General features: G+C 37.4%; 8 protein-coding genes. All 8 read right to left on the reverse strand.

Translation table 11 applies throughout. From position 1 onward, the window contains the following. Positions 1-64 precede the first annotated feature (64 nt). Positions 65-12,151: a filamentous haemagglutinin family protein gene (locus AVJ19_RS06720; protein ID WP_162626551.1), complete on the reverse strand. Its 12,087-nt coding sequence runs from the start codon at positions 12,149-12,151 to the stop codon at positions 65-67. A 163-nt stretch (positions 12,152-12,314) separates the two neighbouring features. Further along, positions 12,315-13,931, reverse strand: a complete 1,617-nt coding sequence (locus tag AVJ19_RS06725; RefSeq protein ID WP_162626552.1) for a putative porin — start codon at positions 13,929-13,931, stop codon at positions 12,315-12,317. Positions 13,932-13,965: 34 nt separating this feature from the next. Then, positions 13,966-14,697: an energy transducer TonB family protein gene (locus tag AVJ19_RS21995; protein WP_162626553.1), complete on the reverse strand. Its 732-nt coding sequence runs from the start codon at positions 14,695-14,697 to the stop codon at positions 13,966-13,968. A 25-nt stretch (positions 14,698-14,722) separates the two neighbouring features. Then, on the reverse strand, positions 14,723-15,127 hold the full coding sequence (locus AVJ19_RS06735) for an ExbD/TolR family protein (protein WP_111858997.1): 405 nt from the start codon (positions 15,125-15,127) through the stop codon (positions 14,723-14,725). A gap of 2 nt (positions 15,128-15,129) precedes the next feature. Continuing rightward, entirely contained in the window at positions 15,130-17,013 is a 1,884-nt protein-coding gene (locus tag AVJ19_RS06740) for a DUF2341 domain-containing protein (RefSeq protein ID WP_111858998.1), read from the reverse strand. Positions 17,014-17,027: 14 nt separating this feature from the next. Then, positions 17,028-18,671, reverse strand: a complete 1,644-nt coding sequence (locus AVJ19_RS06745) for a ShlB/FhaC/HecB family hemolysin secretion/activation protein (RefSeq protein ID WP_111858999.1) — start codon at positions 18,669-18,671, stop codon at positions 17,028-17,030. 740 nt (positions 18,672-19,411) lie between these two features. Next, positions 19,412-19,810, reverse strand: coding sequence for a hypothetical protein (locus tag AVJ19_RS06750; RefSeq protein ID WP_111859000.1), 399 nt, complete (start codon positions 19,808-19,810; stop codon positions 19,412-19,414). 21 nt (positions 19,811-19,831) lie between these two features. After that, positions 19,832-20,380 (reverse strand): hypothetical protein, encoded by a 549-nt coding sequence (locus AVJ19_RS06755; RefSeq protein WP_111859001.1) that lies wholly within the window; start codon positions 20,378-20,380, stop codon positions 19,832-19,834. Between the last annotated feature and the right edge of the window lie 106 nt (positions 20,381-20,486).

Raw genomic sequence — 20,486 nt, forward strand, 5'->3', positions numbered from 1 at the left:
ACAGGTACACCGACACTTTCACCTTGTACTTGGATGTTATCGGCATTAGCAACTTGTTGTGCAGCTACATAAATGTTCCCCCCACACGAATCCCTGCATCCCCTGCATCGACCGTACCACGTGGTGCAACCAAGAACGTATCGCCTGCTTCTTCATTTGGTTGTGTTTGCAATGCTGCGATCCCTGCTCCTGACACCCCACTGATTGGATTCAGCGTACAGTAATGGTCAACATTACAGACATAGTTTGCTTGTGCCAGTTCACTGGTAGTTTTTGCGCCTTTTCCTGCATTGATGTCTCCATTGGAACTCCAGATCATCATATCACCGCCCTGTAAAGCGAAAATTCGGCTTTGTGCAAGAAGCACACTACGGTCAGAGAAGATATTCACATCGCCTTTACCCGCAGCGATGATACCTGATGCACTTGGTTTATCTGCAGGTGGTGCGGCGATACTACCAACCAATAATTCACCGCCCGGTGCAGATATCGTAATATTTCCACCTTGTTGGGTTTGTAAGGTGGTATTACGCATATCTAAATTACCAGTATTCACGGTTTCCGTTGCACCAGATGCGCCACCAGATAAGTTGTTTTTGGTATAACCTAACTCAGCAGGATATAAGGTATTGATGGCTTCATAACCACGTGCATATTTTTGGAAGTTATCACTTTTTGGATCGTTATAGTCTTTGGCGGTGGTGGTCAGTATTTTATTAAAGACTTGATCAACGAAGAGTTGCTTACGCTCCAAACTCAGTTTTTGGAAATCTGTCCATGCTTGTTCTTTACTCAGTGGTTTTAACACACGGTCTTTAACTAAACCTGTATTGAGCTGCTGACCATTTTCATATTCTTGCATAAACTTAACTAAGTCTTCACTAAAATTGGGTAGCTCTGTCGTTGTTGCAGTTGGTGCGATATATTTATCGATAAAGGCTTGGGTTTTGATACCAGGTGCAATACCAAATTTGATGTTCAGATTCGCACCTTCCGTGGATAGGGCATGGTTATCACGGTTGCCTATAGTCAGTATGCCAAAATCGCTATTGCTATTATCACCACCTATTTCTTTATTTGCAGAAACAGGATTTGTTAAAGGTCCTATGTCTTGACCAGCGATCACCTCTAAAGTACCGACACCCCCTAATATGATCACAGGCAAATTACTACTCGTCCAAGCCAAAGGTGTATTCACTATACTTTGCCCAGCGACGATCCTTGTAGTATCGGATTGATGTAAATTTTGACCATAAAAAACTAAATTCTGAATATCTTTTCCTGCATAGATCTGCGCAAGCTTAGGAAGCTGTAGTTTTAATCTTTGCGTCCAAGTGCCTGTATTGGCTTTTTCAACACCATTGATGATACTGCCATTTAAGCTGTAGATACGTGCAGGCATTTTATCGAGTGCATGTAAAGTCGAACCAGCACTTATGTTTGAACTCGAAGAATTTTCAGGGAATTTACTAATAGCATCATGATTTCGATTCACTTGTTGCAAAGGTGAAGGTAATACATCATCGCCGATGTTATCTACAACAAAATCACTCATTCGCAATTGATCATTTCTATTTAATGAGTCTATAAAACGGATATCTTTTTCTGCAATTAGTTGCAAGTTACCATTTTGTGATGGAAATAGAATACCTCCACTATTCAACTGAGTACTTCCTGCTAATGCAATAAAATTTAGATTTGCGGGTAAAACATCATCCCCAGCAAATGAAACATAGTTAGTTGTAGTTGCGCCGTAAAATGGAGAAGTTTTTGATAGCGTGTTAAACTGAATATCGCCAGCAATGGAATTTAAATTGACAGTTGAACGTGTACTGTAGGGTTGAAGATCTATCGTACTAAACCCATTAAAGAAAGGTTGTGCACTGTCCTGATTACCAAAACCAAATAAATATGATGGATTAAATACATGTGCTATATCTATATCTTGTTTAGCAGTGATATTGAGTTTTGCATCTTGTAAAGCCAACACAGTGGATGCTTTATTATTTCCCGTTAACAGATCACTACTTTTAATTGCACCACCAACATTGATATTTCCTAAGCCTTTGGAAACAAAATATTGTCCACTTAAAAGATCTCGCCCGACATTGAGATTTAGATCTCCGCCACCCAAAACCGCATAATTTTTACGATCAGGAGCCGTAAAATGCCACGTGGTAGGTAGAGAAACTGATAATTCTTGGATATCTCGTCCTGCTGAGATATCTACATCACCACCAACACTCATGATGCCTTGGGCAAAGTTGGCAAAATTAATTGAACTACTATTGGCGATTTTCACATTTTTATCTGTTTCTTGATATGGATTCCCTGTCTGCATCCATTCCCACCAATGTTGTGCTAATGACCGATCCAGTTCGCCAGATACTCGACCATCCTGATCTTTATAATGCTCGTTCCCCATTATATCTTGTCCGACAGCGATATGAATATCTCCAGCAGTTTCAGGGTTTACAGCACTTGTGACAACAATATTTTGATAATCTATATAATTTGAATTATATGTTCGAATATTTGCAGAATAAGTCTGTGCCACCCCTTGTTTAGGTTGTCCTGCTGTGTATATGACTCCTGGCGCAACGTCATCATTTAAGTTTAAGTTTTGAGTTGCATTAATGTCGATCTGCCCTGTACCTGTGCGTAGTACTGTTGGAGACATAATTTTCCGATCTTTTGCTGCATATTCATACTCAGTATGTCCTTGAAGCTGAACATCACCATCTTTATGTAGTGTTTGTACATTGGTTGGTGAGCTTGAATTAAAATCTCGCCCTGCGCTAATACGATATGAACTGCTTGCACCTCCCAACAGATTTGCCGCTTGCATTGGCAAAGGATTATCTGCTGTGCTTATAGGTGAAGGGGTATTATTCAAATTTGGTTTGATTTCTGACAACTGAGTTGGGGGTGGGGCTAACATCTCCACTTGGATTGGCATAAATGTTGAGTTGTATAATGTTTTTATTTCATTAATATATTTTTTCCAACTGATTAAATATGCAGGATAATCAGCTAAATCGGTAGGAACTGTGGGTGCGACAATTCCAGACTCAGCATCAGCTTTACCATTTGGATTATATTGAGATTTAATCTGTACATAAAGTGAGGCTGTAGTGATCGGATCAACTGCCAATACATCTAAATAGTCTTGGTATACACCATAATATTGCGCTACGACATAAGGATTTTGATCTTTGAAGAGTTCATATGCTTTGTGTAACTCTATTTCATAAGTTCCACCAGCATTAATTTTTGCTTGTTCAATATTACTTAGAGTTTTATTGAATTTAATTTTAGCCTCATTAAATGTTGAATTTTTGATATTTGAACGACTTAAATTCTCAAACTGGAAAAAACCATCCGAAATACTGGCATTGAGATTGACATCATTTTCTGCATTTAGGTTGAGTGTCGGTGCTTGGTCTTTATAACGATAATCTAGTTTGGTGACTTCTCCACGATGGCTTTTCCCTGCTGCTAAGTTCCAAGGGGTAGCTACCGTGATATCACCGTAATTGATGTTTTTATCAGGGTTATTTAACTCAATCTCAGGACGTACACTCAGGTTTTTAACTCCACTTAAACGTGACTCAAAAGCAAATTTTGGCTTTTGTACAAAGCCCATCAGTGTGCCTGCTTGTGCTTGGTTTGCATCACCATCCACATAGCCATAAAAACTTTGATGGTCTTTGTTGGCAGCATCAGGAACAAAAGTATATTTAGTTAAGTATTCATCGATTTGTTCATCTGTTAATCCTGCATTGCTTCCAACTGTTTCACCTTTTTGGTCAATAAATGTTCCTGCAACCAATTTTCCATGACGGTCATACCAACCTGCTGGGTCAATGATGCCATCAAAATGTTTGCTCGCATCTGTATTTTTATCCGTAGTACTCCACACCGCATAGGCATTGACAGCGACATCACGTGCGCCTTTGATCTGTGCTTTCGGTGCAATGTTGACTGCAATATCACCATTGCTCAGTAGTGGCGCACGAATATTGACTGTGCCATCTGAAAGTCCTCGATCAGTTCCACCCGATACATCTATAACGGCATTTTGTCCAATCTGAATCCGTCCAGAATCTGCCGCATCGACATTCTGATAACCATAGTCTTTATTTAGAGTGCCATTAGGTTTGCCAATGGTATTTAAGTTGACTGTACCACCACGTTTTTGTTTGTCTGTCGTAGAAACTAAAAGTTGACCATTGACATTGATAGCACTTTTAGCACTTAGCGTAATGGTTCCGCCTGCTTGTCCTTGTGTTTTACTGCTGGCATCAATGACGCCGTCAATATTCACATTGCCATGATTTAGTTCCAAACCTTTGGCACTGTTTCCTTGCCCACCATCTGCTGTGAGTTTAATTTCTTGCGCAACCAATTTCTGATCTTTTGTAAGGTTTAGATTGCCTTGATGTGTGGTGATATCAATTGATCGATTTATCCCACTACTTGCCATCTGTTGTGCTAATTGGTTGAGATCTACGGCTTGACCACTGTCAAAGCGCAATGAACTGCCTTTACCTTTTGCAGCATTTCCTTTTAGTGTTCCCAATAACTGGATCGCTTTGCCTGCAACTGTACTCAGTTGCCCTGCATCTCCGCCATTTTTATGTGCTGAAAAATCCAGTGTTGCACCATTTGCAACATTTAAATAGCCTTGATCTGCTTGTAAATTGATTGCACCTGCAGGTGCATAAGCATCGAGATCAAAGAATTTTTTCTCTATACCCGAAACATCAAGTACTGCATCTTTATTTAGTTTTAAATCGCCTTTTGTAGCATTCAAATCAATCTGACCACTGTTAGCACGTATTTTTAAGTTACTGTTAATACTGCTACCCGTCAGCACAACCTTACCACCCAATGGTTGCAGTGCTTCAACTTCTTTAGTAATCGCACCTTGAGTTTGTAAATTCAATGTCCCAGTTGTTTTTACAGTATTATCAGCCCCTTGATTTGCGATCAATACTGGTGTTTTCAGTGTAGTATTCGTTTTCCCTAAATCAAACTGACCTCGCCCTACCATATCCATATTTTCTTTGGCACTTGCATTTACTGTGCTAAAGCCTTTTAAGTTTTTATCGCCTTGTCCAAAGGTGATGTGTCGTGCATTCAGATTTAGACTGTTTTTATTGTCTGTCGTATTGATTTGATCTAAGCGTGTGCCATTTAAGTTATTTTCTAGTGTTAAATGATCTGCACTGATATTGACCGAACCTTGATCGGCTTTAAAAGTACCTGCACTGAGATTCAATGCTTTATTGACTTTTAAGTTGACATTACCTAAGAAGTCCAACGTACTGTAACTGCTGAGAATTAACTGGTTAGATTTTGCAAATTGCTCTAAACTTGTTTGACCGATGACCAATCCGTCATAGTCTTTTGCCTTTGATGGATCATTGGTAATTGCCACTTTGCCACTGTTCAATGCAATACTTTCACCTGCCAATTGCGCTGTAGCATCCATTTTTGAATAGCGTGAGGTATCAATTGTCAGGGACTTCCCACCATGAATACTTGCACCCGCATCAATATTGAGCTGACCTTGTGCAGTACTTTGCCCAAGTTCATCCTGTGGCAGCGCATGTCTATTGACTGTGGTATAACCTGCATTCGACACACGTAGCATCGAACCATCACCACTGATTGCAGCTGTATTTTCTGTCGCTTTTTCACCAAAGATCAGGGGTTTTGCATTACTGGCTGCCAGCTCTCCTTTGGCATTAATCACACTCCCCGAATTAATTTGTATTCCCTTTTGCTGCAAAGTTGTGTTTATATCAGGACGGCTCACCAAAATAATTTCTGGTGCTTCTAAGGCTGTATTCTTGTCATTTTGTACCACGATACTGCTTGCCAAAGTATCAACTTGCGTGCCCTCTTTCACTTGTTTGCGTGTACCGCCAAGCATCAAACTACCCGCATTGAGATCATTAAGTTCTTTTGTTGTGATTTGTAAATGTTGATCTAGTGCTTTGGTTTTACTATTTCCAACGATCTGTATTGCTTCAGATGCAATATCCACACGTGCTTTAGAACCATCTTTGCCCGCAGCCGTATTTAACTTCGCACCTAAATCTAATGACTGAGTCGCAGCAAGCACCAATTGCCCAGCATCACGCATAAGCAAAGGTGATGGTGTACCTGCTTGTTTGGCTTGTGCTGCAAAGAACTGGTCTGCATGAGTTGTGATATATTCTGAATACTGCCCCCACACTGGACGAGACTGGATCTCAAAAGTTGAACTCACAGCATCACGTGCGCCTGTCAGCCCATCAACCCAATACCCTGCCATCACTTGAGTTCCATCTGCTAAAGTGACATTTTGTTTCTTCACACTCCCACGTACAGAATTTGCCACTACACGATATGCACCAGGTAGAGTTGCATACTTTGCAGGTAGTAATGTGTAGTTTCCTGCGGGTAAATCTTTACTTCCAGTTAAATAAATCTGCTGTCCTGCTTCAATCGCTGCTTGCCCCATTGCAAAGTGTGGATCATAGGCTGCAATGGGTGATTGATAACTCGGAATAATCGCATACACCCCACGTTCATCAGGATATAAAGGCACATCCGTAGCGATTTTTTTACCTTCAGCATCATTAACATATTTAATATTATTTTGACTGAGTAAATCACGTGATCCACCTGTACCAGAAATCCACTCAATCGCTTGTAATTCACCACCGCCTGATAAATCAATTTGTGCACCTTTTTGTAAATTAACAGCTTCGGCACTCAATGAGATCTTTTTCTCTGGAGGTAAAGGGAGATTACCTAATTCTACGCTGTTGGCATTTTCAACTACAGTAGCATACTGCCATGTACGACCATCTTCAGTTTGCCCATATGGGACGATTCGACCTTGATCACCCAAAGATACTGAGCTGATACTATTTGGCAAAATATTCAATTTACTGGTTTTGGTTAATGGTAATTGTTGAAACTCTACTTTTATCGCTGCATCATCAGGATTGTTCACCCCAAGTATGAGTTGTCCTGCTGGCGCACGTAACACACCGCCTTGCTCTATATAATTGGCATCAATCAACAGTTTTCCACCTGCTGAAAGAGGGAGAGGAACTTTATTGCCATTGCCTTTAATCGTAATCTTGGTATTGATCAATTTGCCCTGTTCATCAACAGCTTGTTCTGAACTGTCGACATTGGCATTGGCAAGTAGTACAAAACTATTGCCACTTGCTGGATATATTTGTGCAGCTGTAAAATTAAGATTTGCAGGTGTATACAAACTTCCTGTCAGTGATTTTGCTGCGGTAAATAATGAACCATTTAAACGAATATCCATTTGGCTATTAAAGTTTGCATCTTTAAATCGAGCCAAACCTAGATGACCCTCTAAGTCAATATATTTAGCATTGACATTGAATATACTATTTCCTCGTGCTGCAATTGGTTTTACAGCTTCTAGCTGAGAAGTTTGCGTACCTTTTAAATTAATATAAGCAGCTTTCAAATTAACTTTACTATTTCCTGAGTCATTAAAACCTGTAGATAATTCACTCGGATTTACAAGCTGATTTTTTATTTTATCTTGGCGAGCAACAGCAATTATTTTTGGTGTATTTAAAACAATACTGCCTTTCACATCGAGATTGACATTGCCATCAAAGTAAATAGGCGTATAAATCGGAGCTGAACCCATTTCAAATATTTGATCAAATTTAGGGTCAGCATTGATATTTAAATAATCAATACCTGAATCTTTTAAACGATCTGCTGCAAAATATAAAGTATTTTCGGGAGCAGTGGGTGTTTGCCCACTTTCACGTATACCTGCGAGTTTTGCAAACTCTCCACTTTGACTCAGAACCACGGATTTAGGGCTTTTTGGTTGTGAATATTCATCCAAGCTATTTAGTGCCATAATATTCAATTGACCGCCTTTGGCTTTTTCTCCCCCTGCTTGTGCGATCAATTTTCCATCAAAATATAAGCCCTTATGTGCTGCAAGCGTAATACTTCCCGCGTCACTCCATACTTCTGTTGGTTGAATATGATTGACACCTTTCGTATCTTGTAGCAAGTCATAATGATCATGTGTGCCAGAAACATTGATTTGAGCTGTAGGACTAGCGGCGATATAACCAGAATCGGTAGAGATCACAACATCTCCACCTGCTAAAATTTTACCTGTCCGTGGTTGCTTCATTACACCATTGATATTTTGTGGCTTTGCAAGCGGATTTAGGACACTTATTCCTGAAACATCTAATAAACTCTCTTTTCCTAACCAAATCGCTTGATCAGGTGCTTGAAAAGAATTTTGAGTATCATCATGACCCAATAATCCACTGTAACCATTTTTTTGGGTATCTGATAATAATTTAATAGTTCCACCGGGTGCTTTGATTTTCCCTTCTATCGCAATTTGATCTGTTGACACAAGTTCAATCTGAGCATTTGCATCAGCAAAAATTTCACTGCCTTTATTTAGCATCACCGCCGAACTGAGCTGCTTTTGTTCAAAGTCATAATATTTTACACGACCATTACCTGCATTTAATAAACCTGCTACTAACTTTAAGTTTGTTGGCAGGCGGTGATAATCATCCAGATAGCCCTGTTGTGTAAATGATGGGGAGGATATCTTTGTTCCAGTTTTCGCTTCCAATAAATTATTTATATTTGGGATATATGTTTTTTGTTTAAGTTGTATTTTAGAGTCCGCACTCAAAGTTGTATCGTAGATCGACTTTAAATTATAAGCACCAAATCCTAAGTTTGAAAAAAACTCAGGTTTTAACCACAGTTTTTCATAATCATGCTGTTTTTCAATACTACTATCAGATTTAGATGTAGGTTCAGTATCACCTATTTGAATGCCTAAAGCTTGTAGTGTCAGAGTTCCTCCTCCAGCAAAACCGCTACTACGTATCTCACCATCTAGTCGAATTTTACCTTGAGTAGGGATTTTATCTGGTTTATTAGGTAAACTACTATTTACTTCTGGTTCTTTAAACCATCCTACATAATTGCTAACTGTAAGATTTCCTGCTCTTCCCTGAACTGTGCCATTTTTTATAAGTAATTGATTTTCTGGTGTGACATATCCACCACTTGATACATCTAAAATACTACCTTTTTTTATGTTAATGTCACCCGTAGCATCTACAATTTGAGTGGCTCCATCATTAGCACGAACTACAAAACTATTTGCCTTATTTATGAATACTATTGACCCTGCATTCATAAATTGCTTACCGTCTATTTCCTCAATAGTTTTTCCTTGGTCATTCACCCACTTCCCATGTACATCTAGTTTGGCATTCTCACCAATTTCAATTTCTGTTTTTGATATTTCACTTAAATCCCCATCCCTTGATAAAATTGTCGTTCCAAAAGTTGAATCGCTAGCAAATGGTGATGCTTGAATATTAATTTCACCCGCTTGTGCTGTAAGATTGCCATTCACATTAACCTGAACTGCATTAAGATCAATTTTGCCACCAGATTGTACTTTGATGTCTGCATCTTTTTTAACAACAATCTTGTTACTCTCCGCACTCAGTTTGATATCGGACAGTCCTGAATCATTAAAACTTTTCGCATTTAGTCTCACCCAATAATTTGGATTTAACTCATTTTCAGGTACAAGTTCTGTTGGCACAAACCACTTGCCATTAAATACTAGATCTTGTAGATAATTGGTTGTATTTTTATATAAGTTTTTGGTTGGATCAAAATCTGGAATCAAAGTTGTTAGATCATTAACCTGATCAGGAGTAATAGATAAGCTAGGGAATCTATACTTTGTATCATAATCATTTATAGATAGCTTACCTCCTTTCGGCTGTACTGAGTTTAATACTTGATTCAGTCCTGCAAAGGCATGTGCACTAATATTTCCATCCAAAATTGCGGTATTAAAAAAAACTAAATTTAGACTCCCAGCATTTCCACCATGAATATGTGCAGGTCTATAAGTTGCCACCTGCCCTGAAAGTAAAGGGTTAATGTAGCTTTGTTTTACCCCCCAGCGTTCTTGCTCAGAGAGATGCTGCCCTGCAAAACCTGTATAGTCAAAATTAGCCTCTGCCTCGCCGATATCGTAAATTTGACCATCTTTTCCTTGTAGTTTAGTGCTTGAAGGTGTATGACCTGCTTTATAGTGTAAATAACCACCATCAATATTAATCAGTGAATCTTTTTGAGTAATGATTTCATTACCCACTAAGTTAACTATTCCTCCGTTGATTTGTAATTGTTTAATATCTCTCGGGATTTGTTCTATATAACCTTTGATATTTAATATTGGGCTTCCTTCCCAATCTAGACCATCTGAACGAGTGCCATGTTGAGTACTATCAACAATCACATTGGTATTGGTATATAAAAAACTGTCTCTAAGTAAGGGCGAGTCTGCGAGTTCATTTAAACCAATTCGAGGCAGTTTGACCATATAGTCTGCAACGGAAGCTGAAACATCAGGTAAACCTGCAACATTGATAGTTACTTTCGGCGCTAACCAAATACGTCCAGCGACGTAATCTAAGTTAGGTGTAATATAATATGGAAATTGAAAGGTAGTATTATCTTTGTTCCATAAATCGTTAGACGTTTTTTTGAAATTTGTATTAATATTCAGTTTAGCACTTGGTGCAAGTACTAAAGCATTCGGTTGAAATAACACCGAACCCGCTTTAAAATTTAGCTCAGCTGGTTTTACTGCTTTGGTCGCTTCATCACTGGATGTTGTAGTTTCTTTATTATTTGAGGGTAATATCGTCGTAATCGAGTCTTTCTCAAAATCTAAACGCCCAGATAACGAAGCATCAAGACTACCAGAAGCATTTTCTTGGGCATAAATATTAATACTACCTGTATGGGTAATTCCTGTGGTTGTTCCTACAATCCCGCCTTGTTGAATATTTTTTCCTAAAAGGGTGATATTGCCTTCGCTATTCTGCACTAAACCTGTATTGGTCAGTAATCCAGCATTATCACCAATACGCACATCCATTTCATTATTTTTATTATCATTTCTATCTTGGTTAAAAAGTTCCGTACCTGCTGCTAAAATCACCTGCCCTCGCGTGGCATTAACTGTGCCATGATTGCTTAGCTTCGGTGCAACCAACATATTAAAACCATTTTCACCTGTGTTGATTGAAGCACCTTTGTCAATGGTGATCGCACCTCGAGCACTTAACAGTTTTTTATCTTGCGGAATTGCATTAGGGTCTTCATACGTCGCGCCATTTAACAATATTTTTGTATTAAGTTTAGGTAAGCCTTCTTTTAAAAAGCGTTGGTTACTTTGATTAATATCGCCATCAAGCAAGTCAAGTGAACTAGCTAAAAAGGAGTGTGTATTGATCTTACTGCTTCCACCAAACAAGAAACCATTCTGATTGAGTAAATAGACACTTCCTTCCGCTTTAATCTGACCATAGATCTGACTTGGATTGGCATCATAAATACGGTTCAATGCCACCCAGTCATTTGAACCATTGATTTGTTGTCCTGCTTTTTGGTCAAAATGTACAACCGTGTTGCTACCCACATCAAACTTCTGCCAGCTTAAAATGGCTTTCTTGTCTGTTTGCACAATCTCAACATTGGCTTTACCGTCTTTTACTGCTTGGGTTGGAAGTTTGGCGTTTTGCCACGCATTGGGGTCTTTTCCAACATTTTTCGCAATTTCAAGCCCTCCAACCCCCAAGCCATTAGCCACATTATTGGCTGTTTTAATGCTCAACTGACTGGCTGCACTTTGTGCTTTCTGAGCAGCTGCGATTGCCTGCAAAGTATGACTCATATCCCCCATCGTTCGTTGGGTGTGCTGTGCAGCTTGTTGTGGATTATTGACTGAACCAATGACATTCGGATTTGTCGTTTGGGTGATATTCGGTCTAGTTTGTGGCGGCTGTGCTGACGCTGCACCAGCTTGAGCAAACCAAGCTGCTGAACCAAATGTTGGTGCTGCATGTAATAATGTTGTCGTTGGGTATACAACAAACAGACCTAAACTGATATGACTCATGCGAATAAAATAGCGCAGTATCCCCTGTGCTGATAAACGCTGTGTCAATAATGGTGATATTTTTTGGCTTGTATTTAACGTCAACTCGGTGTGACGTTGCTTTTTAATTTTCATTTTGTCCTCATTCATCTAATTTTTTGTCTTAGATAGCGAATCAGTGAAAAAGCATTCACTCATACACACGTTATTTCGGTTTTATTGGCTACAAGGTGAAATCATTTTGAAATGTTATAAGATCAACATTCCTGTTAAATATTGATCTTATTTTTTGTTTTTCTTAGAAACGTGCATTTAAATCTAGTTGTAAAACATCAACTTTATAGGGCTCACCAGTAATCGTATCTGCACTTAAATAACGCATACCTAACCATGCATTTTTACTAAAACCATAATTTCCAGACACAAAGAACCCTTTGGCATTTGTTCCACCTAAATGAAAATCACTGTCCGTAAATGCATCTAGTACAGCATCACTTTCTAAGTAACGATAGCCAGCACCAATATTCCACTGACCAATTTCTGTAGGTTTTGGATGCCCAAACATAGCTTTGACTTGATAACCTTCATCACCACCATCAAAGTAACCTTTACTTGAGTTCGTCACTGGTCCTAACTTTTTAATACGTCCTTCATCAAAACCAAGATTTTTCACATAATCCAAGTTAAATAAAACATGACGGTCCTCAGCTAAAGTAAAGTCTAGCTGTGTGTTTAAATTTAAAATTTCATAAGGTGTAGCTAAACCAAAATATTGGTATTGTGGACCTGTTGGATCATTTGAAATATCAAGTTGGCGAAGTGCAAACAAAGTATTACCTTGCTGCATAAAACCTGGGCGAGTATTGTCAGTATTACAGCTAATCTGTGTTGTATATGCTGGACATGGATCTGATAAATTTCCGACAACATTATAATAATGGAAATATCCTAAACCGAGCTTGGCATTAAGATCTTCTTGAATTTTCCAATCTGCACCAATTTGACCTGCAAATAACCATTTATCATCACTTGACTGTTTATCTAATGAATAAGTTGGTAAATCTACAGACGTATTTTGTACACTCAATGCACCTGCTGTAATAAATGGACGGAACGTATCCGTTAATTCAAACTGATATTTCCCAGCAAAACCATCAAAACCTAAATCATCATCCCAAAGTAAATCACTGCTATACCAAGGATTTTCCATGCGTCCTGCATAAAGCGATAAATTTTCAATGGGTTGATACGTCAAATACGCACGATCAAATCCGATATTGTAACGATTGAAATTATTTCCTAGTGTGTCATTGCTACTTACTGGATTGGTAAATCCACCTGTCGTCAAACGAAAATCTGCTTTTAAAGTTTCTGATACATCTGCCGTTAACCCCAAACGTGCACGTAAACGTAAACGATGGCGGTCTTCTGTTGTATTTAAAATTGCTGGTAATTGTCCACTATTTACACGGGTATCGTATGGTGCACCATTGTTAATGGCATTAAAATTGATGAATTGCTTTGAATTGCTTTCATCATAATAATTGCCCTCTCCACGCACACGAATATCACCATATAATTTGATCCTATTAATCCAATCAGGTAATGCAGATGGTTGTGCCCAATTCTCTTTTTTTGCTGTTGCAAGAACTTCTTGCTTAATCTCGTCTCGAATACGTTTGCGTTCACTTTCTGGTAAATAAATCACACGTACTTCACGCTCAGGTGTTGTCAATGCAGTTGATGCTTTTTCGACAGGTAATGGTGCATCTTCAACTGCTGCTAGATTTTCGGTTTCAGATGCAACAGATGATTGATCTTCCGCTATAGCAACCATCGGTATAGCAAAAATACAGACCGAAAAAGAACATTTTATCCATGTACTCAACTTTGACTTTTTACTTAATTTAATCATTATAGCTCCACAATTTTTCATCATATTTATATACTTAAGAAGATCTCACCTTGATTTCCACAGGTGGCTGAATCCCATTTGGTGCTGCTTGTTTCGGTTTAGGTCCATTTAAAATGGTCTCTTGTAAAATCTCATCCATTTCAGGATTTCCTGTAGAACCAATTAGCTCTACTCTTGTCATTTTTCCATCCGCATCCCACCAAACCTTTGCACCTAAGTTGTAACGTGTTCTCAGTAACTTACGTTCTTTCTGCAGTACACTACGGAAATGGTTTTGCAACATTGCGGTATACCAACCTAAATTATTTCCACCACCATTTGATCCTGCACCTAAACCACCACTACCCCCACTACCTCCTAATGATGTTGAGCCACCAGGTTTCCCTCCTAAATTAAAGCCATCAGATGGTCCAGTGCCCTCCGCATCTAATGCCAAAGGTCCTGCAGGTTTGGGGGAATCTTGTTGATCTGGTGTTGGTTCTTTCGGTTGATCCTGTGGCAATTCCTCTTTCGGTGGTTCAATGGTTTTTTCCTCAGGAGGTTGCTCTTCAGGAGGAGGAGGCTCTTCCTTGGGTGGCGGTGGGGGAGGTGGCGGTGGTGGAGGCGGTTGAATAATTTGAATCTGAATTGCTTCAGGTACAATCTTACGTTTCACTGCACTGGTCGATGTCATCCACCAATAAATCACACTACCAAGCACAAGCAATAGAATGAATCCACCTATTACCCAACGGTATTTCCACAATTTGCGTATATCTAGTTTCATGACATTCGCCTAATGAATCGCCCGTCTATTGCACCAATCGCTGTGTCACAAGACCCAACTGCGTGATGTTTAGTTTTCCTAACAGTGCTAATACAGCCACAACATTGTCATACTGTGTTGCACCATCCCCTCTGACTACCACAGGCAGTTCTGGATTTTCAGCTTGTAAAGTCTTTAACCTTGTTTCAAGCTCATCTAAAGTTACAGGAATAGCATCAATAAAAATTTTGCCACTATCTGTAATCGTAATTGCCACTGTTTTCGGTTTTGCTAAGCTCGGCGTATCGCTCGCTTTAGGCAAATTCACCTTGACACCTTGTACAGTTGCCGTTGTCATGATGATAAAAACAATCAACAATACATAAGCCAAGTCCAACATTGGTGTGACGTTAATATCGTCATAAGCTTTATCTTCACTTTGTAATTGCATGACTACTCCCTCTCATTTCTAGGTAATAATTTGCTTGGATTTGCATAGTTTTCTGCCATACGTGTCACGATCACGCTGAGAAAGCTATACATTTGTGAGGTGGCATCTTTAATACGTGTAATTAAAAAGTTGTAGCCAAATAATGCAGGGATTGCGACCAATAGACCCGCAACAGTTGCTGCTAAAGCGCCTGCAACACCCGGTGCAATGGCATTGATATTGACATCACCCGAAGAAGCAATTGCTGCGAAAGTGATCATTACGCCCATGACTGTTCCTAACAATCCAAGGAAAGGTCCACCACTGATTGCGATAGTGAGTAAAACTAAATGACGGTTTAAACCTAAATTTTCTTTGGTGAGTTGTGCTTCTAACTTGGCACGAATTGCTTCTATAGACTGAGGACTAAGCTGTTCATTATTTTTAAAATTTTCAGATTCAACACGTTTTTCGAGCTCTTTTTCACCTAAATGGAATAAGTGATAAAGCGGTGATTTTTTTACGAGTGCTTTACTTTGTTCTGAAAGTTGTATCGCTGTGCTCTGTCCTGTTGCAACACTTTCTAATACAGCAAAATCACCATTCACATCGTGATATAAGTTTTGAAATGCTTCATTGGCTTTTAATATTCTTTTAATTAATACTGCTTTGCGCCACATTACAATCCAGCTCATAATTGCCATGATGCTACAAATCACAATCACGATCCAACCATCAATCGTCAATGCACCTAAAATGATGCCCATGAAACCTGTTTGCCATGTTGAAGTTTGTTCATCTTCACCATAAGCAACTAAACTATTGCCAATATTTTGATTCAATACTTGTGCTTGAATAAAATCGGAACTGTGTGCTTGTTTAGATATTGAAAGTTCATCTAAACTGCCTATAAACGCATTTTGAGGGTTTGCTGATATTTCCTCAGCACTTGCACCAACCACCATATCAGCACCTAATACAGCAACACCAGATAATGTCGGTAATGTCGTTGCCAAACTTGCCACGATCTGCCCATCAACCAATAAGTTAATTTTATTTTCTGTAGCACTCACTGAGATCTGGTGCCAGTCCGTACCTGCCAATGGACTAACTGCTGTAGTAGTTTGATTTGCACCCGCACTATTACTGACTTGTAAATAAGGTGCTCCTTGATTTAAACCCACCACAAAAGCCTGATCATTTTCACGACGTGAATAAAGTACCGCTGTTGATCCTGCTGTTGTCGGTTTTATCCAAACAGACCATGTTAATTTTGATTCTGGTGTAAGTGCCAAAGAAGCTGAAGCAGGTACAATCACAACATTAGTGCCTGTAAATTTGGCACTATTCCCAATAATTCCACTATCAGTTTCAACTGTAGATGTTGAATTATTGGCATAACTTGTTGTATCAGATACAGGCGTGGCTATTTCATTAAAATGATAAACAAGGGATTGATTACCATCATACGTTGCACTTGGCGTATCTCCTTTAGGCGCTTTAGCATTACCGTAATACATCCAAATACTGGTTTTATTATTCAGTTTAAGCTTTGGTACATTCACCCAAACAAAGCCAAGATTTGATGCAGCATCATATTTTTCAATATGAAATTTCAAAGGCGTTTTATCATCAGCACTGATAAAACGTAAATCAGTGCCACTGGCTTGCGCATCTTTAAAATTAAATACGCCTTCATGTAAGCGAATAAGTACAGGGACACTGTCTAATTCACCTGTATTTTTAATATTACTGGTGTCCAAGACCAATGGCTTACGATAAGCCCATTCATTATTCCACCACGCCATCGCTTGCGTAGAACCAAGTAAATAAAAACTTAGCAATAAAAACCATTTTATTGAAAGCTTTTGTTTTAATATTTTAGGAAAGCCACTACATGAATACATAATTGAAAAACCTTTTAGAATGATGATTTAATTTGAAATAAAACGCGATCGTCACCCTCTCGAGTGTTGAGTCCATCTTGTAGTGGTAAAGCCCATTCAACATTTCCATCTACATAATCAAAAACACGAAAACTTAAGCCCAAGCCTGTACTTGAAATCGTTGTAGAACGATCTACGCCTTTCAGCGCTCTTTTTGTATGCACAGAACCAGCATTTAAAAATCCGTACAGATTTAAATCATCGACAAATGTATTTTTTAAGAAAGATCGAAATAAAACTGGGCTTTTTAGGTCTACGCCTGCTGAAACACCATAATCACCCACCACTTCAGCTTCGTAATAGCCTCGAACTGAATCTGCACCACCGATGCTAAATTGTTCATATGAAATCAAAGGTTGGTCTGTGATTTGACCTTTTAAATTAGAAAGCAGTTGCATACCATTTTTAAAATCATAGATATTTGAAAGACCAAAACGTAAGGCAAGGTTTTGCCCACTTGCATCCATACGACTGTTTTGAAATTCTTTTATGTCATCACCAAGTTGGCGTGAAGCGAACACAAAACCAAGATCTGCCTGTGTTGTATTTTGTGTTGCACGCCATAAAGCCGTGTAATTTAAAGAAATTGGATAATATAAAAGAGGGGTTTTTTGATCTTCTGCTCCAGCTTTCCCAGCAAATCCAATATTTTGTTTAAAGTCTTTGCGATCTATACCGAATGATAAATTATCGCTAAAATTTTCTTTAGAACGTAAATTTGCAATACCACGAATACCCAAAATATTCCCTTTACCTAAAGTCTCAATCCCTCCTAAAGTCGAAACATTACTATCGGAACGAATGACATTTGCCATCACGCTATAGCGCGTATTTTCAATAGGAGCTAAATAGGAGGCATAAATCACCTGAGAATCGTCTAGATTTTTCGGTGCAAACTGATAACTTAAACTTGCAACATGACCACGTTGCCACAAATCACTATATGAAATGTTGGCAGAAGTACGAAATTCGGTTGTACCAAAACTGCGCCTATTATTTAATTCAAGCGAACCATGCAAAGGTAAATCATCATCCACAACTAAATCGACATCAATCGTATTAGCTTGTTGCCCCTCACTAATCGCAGGACTTACTCGTCGGTCTGGATTTTTATTTAATGCGATTAAGTCTTTATTAACTTGATTAAAATTTGGAACCTGACCTTCTGTAAATGAAGCAGCTTGTTGTTTAATTTTTTCAGTAGAACTATATTTTTCACCTTGGACAGATAGTTTACCTACACGACGTTCAATCACTTGTAAAAACACCACACCATCTTTTACACTTTGCTGTGGAATTAATACTTGAACGGATTTATAACCTTGATCTTGATATTCTTTTTCCAATGCTTCTCTCGCACGATCAACATCATCTAAAACACGGTCTTGACCTAAAAATGCATAAACAGTATTTTCAATTTGTTCTTGAGAAAGCACTGAATTACCTTGGATACGATATTCATAAATATCAAATTTATTTACTTCAACATTTCCAGAGGCTTGTGCCACATTATTTGAAGAAAGCTCAGAATCACCCTCAGCCCGAACCTGAATTATTAATGTAAAATTAATCACAGTAAAAAAAAACAGATATAAACTTAAATTCTTCTTATTGACCATAGTGATACCTACAATACATAAAGAAACTCACAAAATAATTATTTTTACATTAAATTCAATTATTTAAATTAAAACTTAAAATAATTAACACTTCAAAAATTTAGGTTGTTTTTTAACCATAGGTAAATAAACTAAGGGAAATTTGTTTCATATTGGTTTCAAATTTATTAAAATATCTAAACAATTAAAATCATTTTTATAAAGTTATAGATTTTTTTAAAACAACTTTTATTAGAATAAAAATTAAACAAATGAATATAAAGGATATTAATTAAATTTTTATAAAAGATTTCATAACATAATTATGATTATTTTAAATTAATATAATTATTTCATAAATAAATATAGAGAAATATTTATTTTTACATTCAATTAGTTACCAATAAATTTCAACCCATAATAATTATTTACAAATATGATGATATCGACACTTCACCCAATAAAAAGTTAAGTTTTAAACTTTAAATCAGAATTGGTCTAAAAATATGACAATTAAGTATCTACGTAAATTAAATATGTTATCGATTTACAGAAGTTTGATAAAATAGATACTGATAGGTTTCTCTTTTATCCTTATCAAAAACACAGTAATTTTTAGAAAACAAAATATATGATTTATTATCAATTTTATATATTTACCAAATATAACTATTTGGCACATATATTGAATATTAGTTGTAACAACTAAAACACCACATATAAATAATATCAACGACTTCACTAATATAACGTCTATCTTTCTATAAAATATTAGTTCTAGCGTAGACAAAAAATTCATCACCTAAACGATCATAACGCAAAGATAACCCACCCTTTGCGATCCAACGTACTAAAAATTTTTCATACACATCTGCTTTTTTGTGAGAGGTTGCATGAAACGTCCAGTATTGAATTTTATACGTATAAATAATTTGCTCAATGCGCTGACTGACTTGTCTTAAAATTTTTAATGCAGGTAATTTTAAATCTAAATCTTCATAAATTGGGTCATCACGGAACAAAGCGAGTTCTGGATTTTTTCGATAATTAATATTCAGTTTTGCACGTGTTGGTTGAATTAAATAAAAAGTAAACTTGTAATGATTAAACTGAAGAATGTAATGTAAATCATCAATATATAAATCTTCTTTAATAATCACTGTACCTCCTGTGAAGTTAAATTAAGATAAATTCAATGCCTCTAATACCGCTTTACCTTTGAGTTGTCGTGCTAAACGTGCAAAATTAGTTTTTGGTTCATTGATCACAAATTGTTGATCGGTTTGCTGAATTTTTGTCTGTGTAGGATCAACAATAAAATCTGTCCAAAAATTTGCAATTAACCATGTTGCAACTTCATTTTTATGAAGTATTTTTTCAATTGAAGCAAACGATTTTAAAATTAGAATATTCACACGCATATTCACAAAATAAAGGCAACAAAAAGTATCTATATGTGCAAAGCGACAAATCTTACTCAAATGATATTTAAACTTTTCAATTGCAACATTTTTTGGTTGTATGATCCAAAAAAATAATTGTGGTGCACTTAGATTTGGATCTGTTATAACAAACTGTTGAAATGGGTAATGCAAAGCAAATAATACAGCAGCAATTTCTACCTTTTGCTGCACAATAGGTATCAGATAAATACAAGTACTTTCATTAGATTCAGCCTCTAAAAGCCATGCATTTATTAGATTAAAATCATTATTGGCGTGTTGATTCATTATTTTTTATCACTCAATTATCTATAGACAAACATATTTTTTATTCAGTTTTCTCTCAACCATTAATTTACGATTTTAAAAATTTACGCACAATATATTCACACGC

It is taken from the genome of Acinetobacter sp. CFCC 10889, assembly GCF_003268395.1.
Classification (GTDB): domain Bacteria; phylum Pseudomonadota; class Gammaproteobacteria; order Pseudomonadales; family Moraxellaceae; genus Acinetobacter.

Coding starts and splice junctions, on each gene's coding strand:
- AVJ19_RS06725 (WP_162626552.1), bottom strand. CDS start 13,931: ATGATTAAATTAAGTAAAAAGTCAAAGTTGAGTACATGGATAAAATGT.
- AVJ19_RS06755 (WP_111859001.1), bottom strand. CDS start 20,380: ATGAATCAACACGCCAATAATGATTTTAATCTAATAAATGCATGGCTT.
- AVJ19_RS21995 (WP_162626553.1), bottom strand. CDS start 14,697: ATGAAACTAGATATACGCAAATTGTGGAAATACCGTTGGGTAATAGGT.
- AVJ19_RS06745 (WP_111858999.1), bottom strand. CDS start 18,671: ATGGTCAATAAGAAGAATTTAAGTTTATATCTGTTTTTTTTTACTGTG.
- AVJ19_RS06720 (WP_162626551.1), bottom strand. CDS start 12,151: ATGAAAATTAAAAAGCAACGTCACACCGAGTTGACGTTAAATACAAGC.
- AVJ19_RS06740 (WP_111858998.1), bottom strand. CDS start 17,013: ATGTATTCATGTAGTGGCTTTCCTAAAATATTAAAACAAAAGCTTTCA.
- AVJ19_RS06735 (WP_111858997.1), bottom strand. CDS start 15,127: ATGCAATTACAAAGTGAAGATAAAGCTTATGACGATATTAACGTCACA.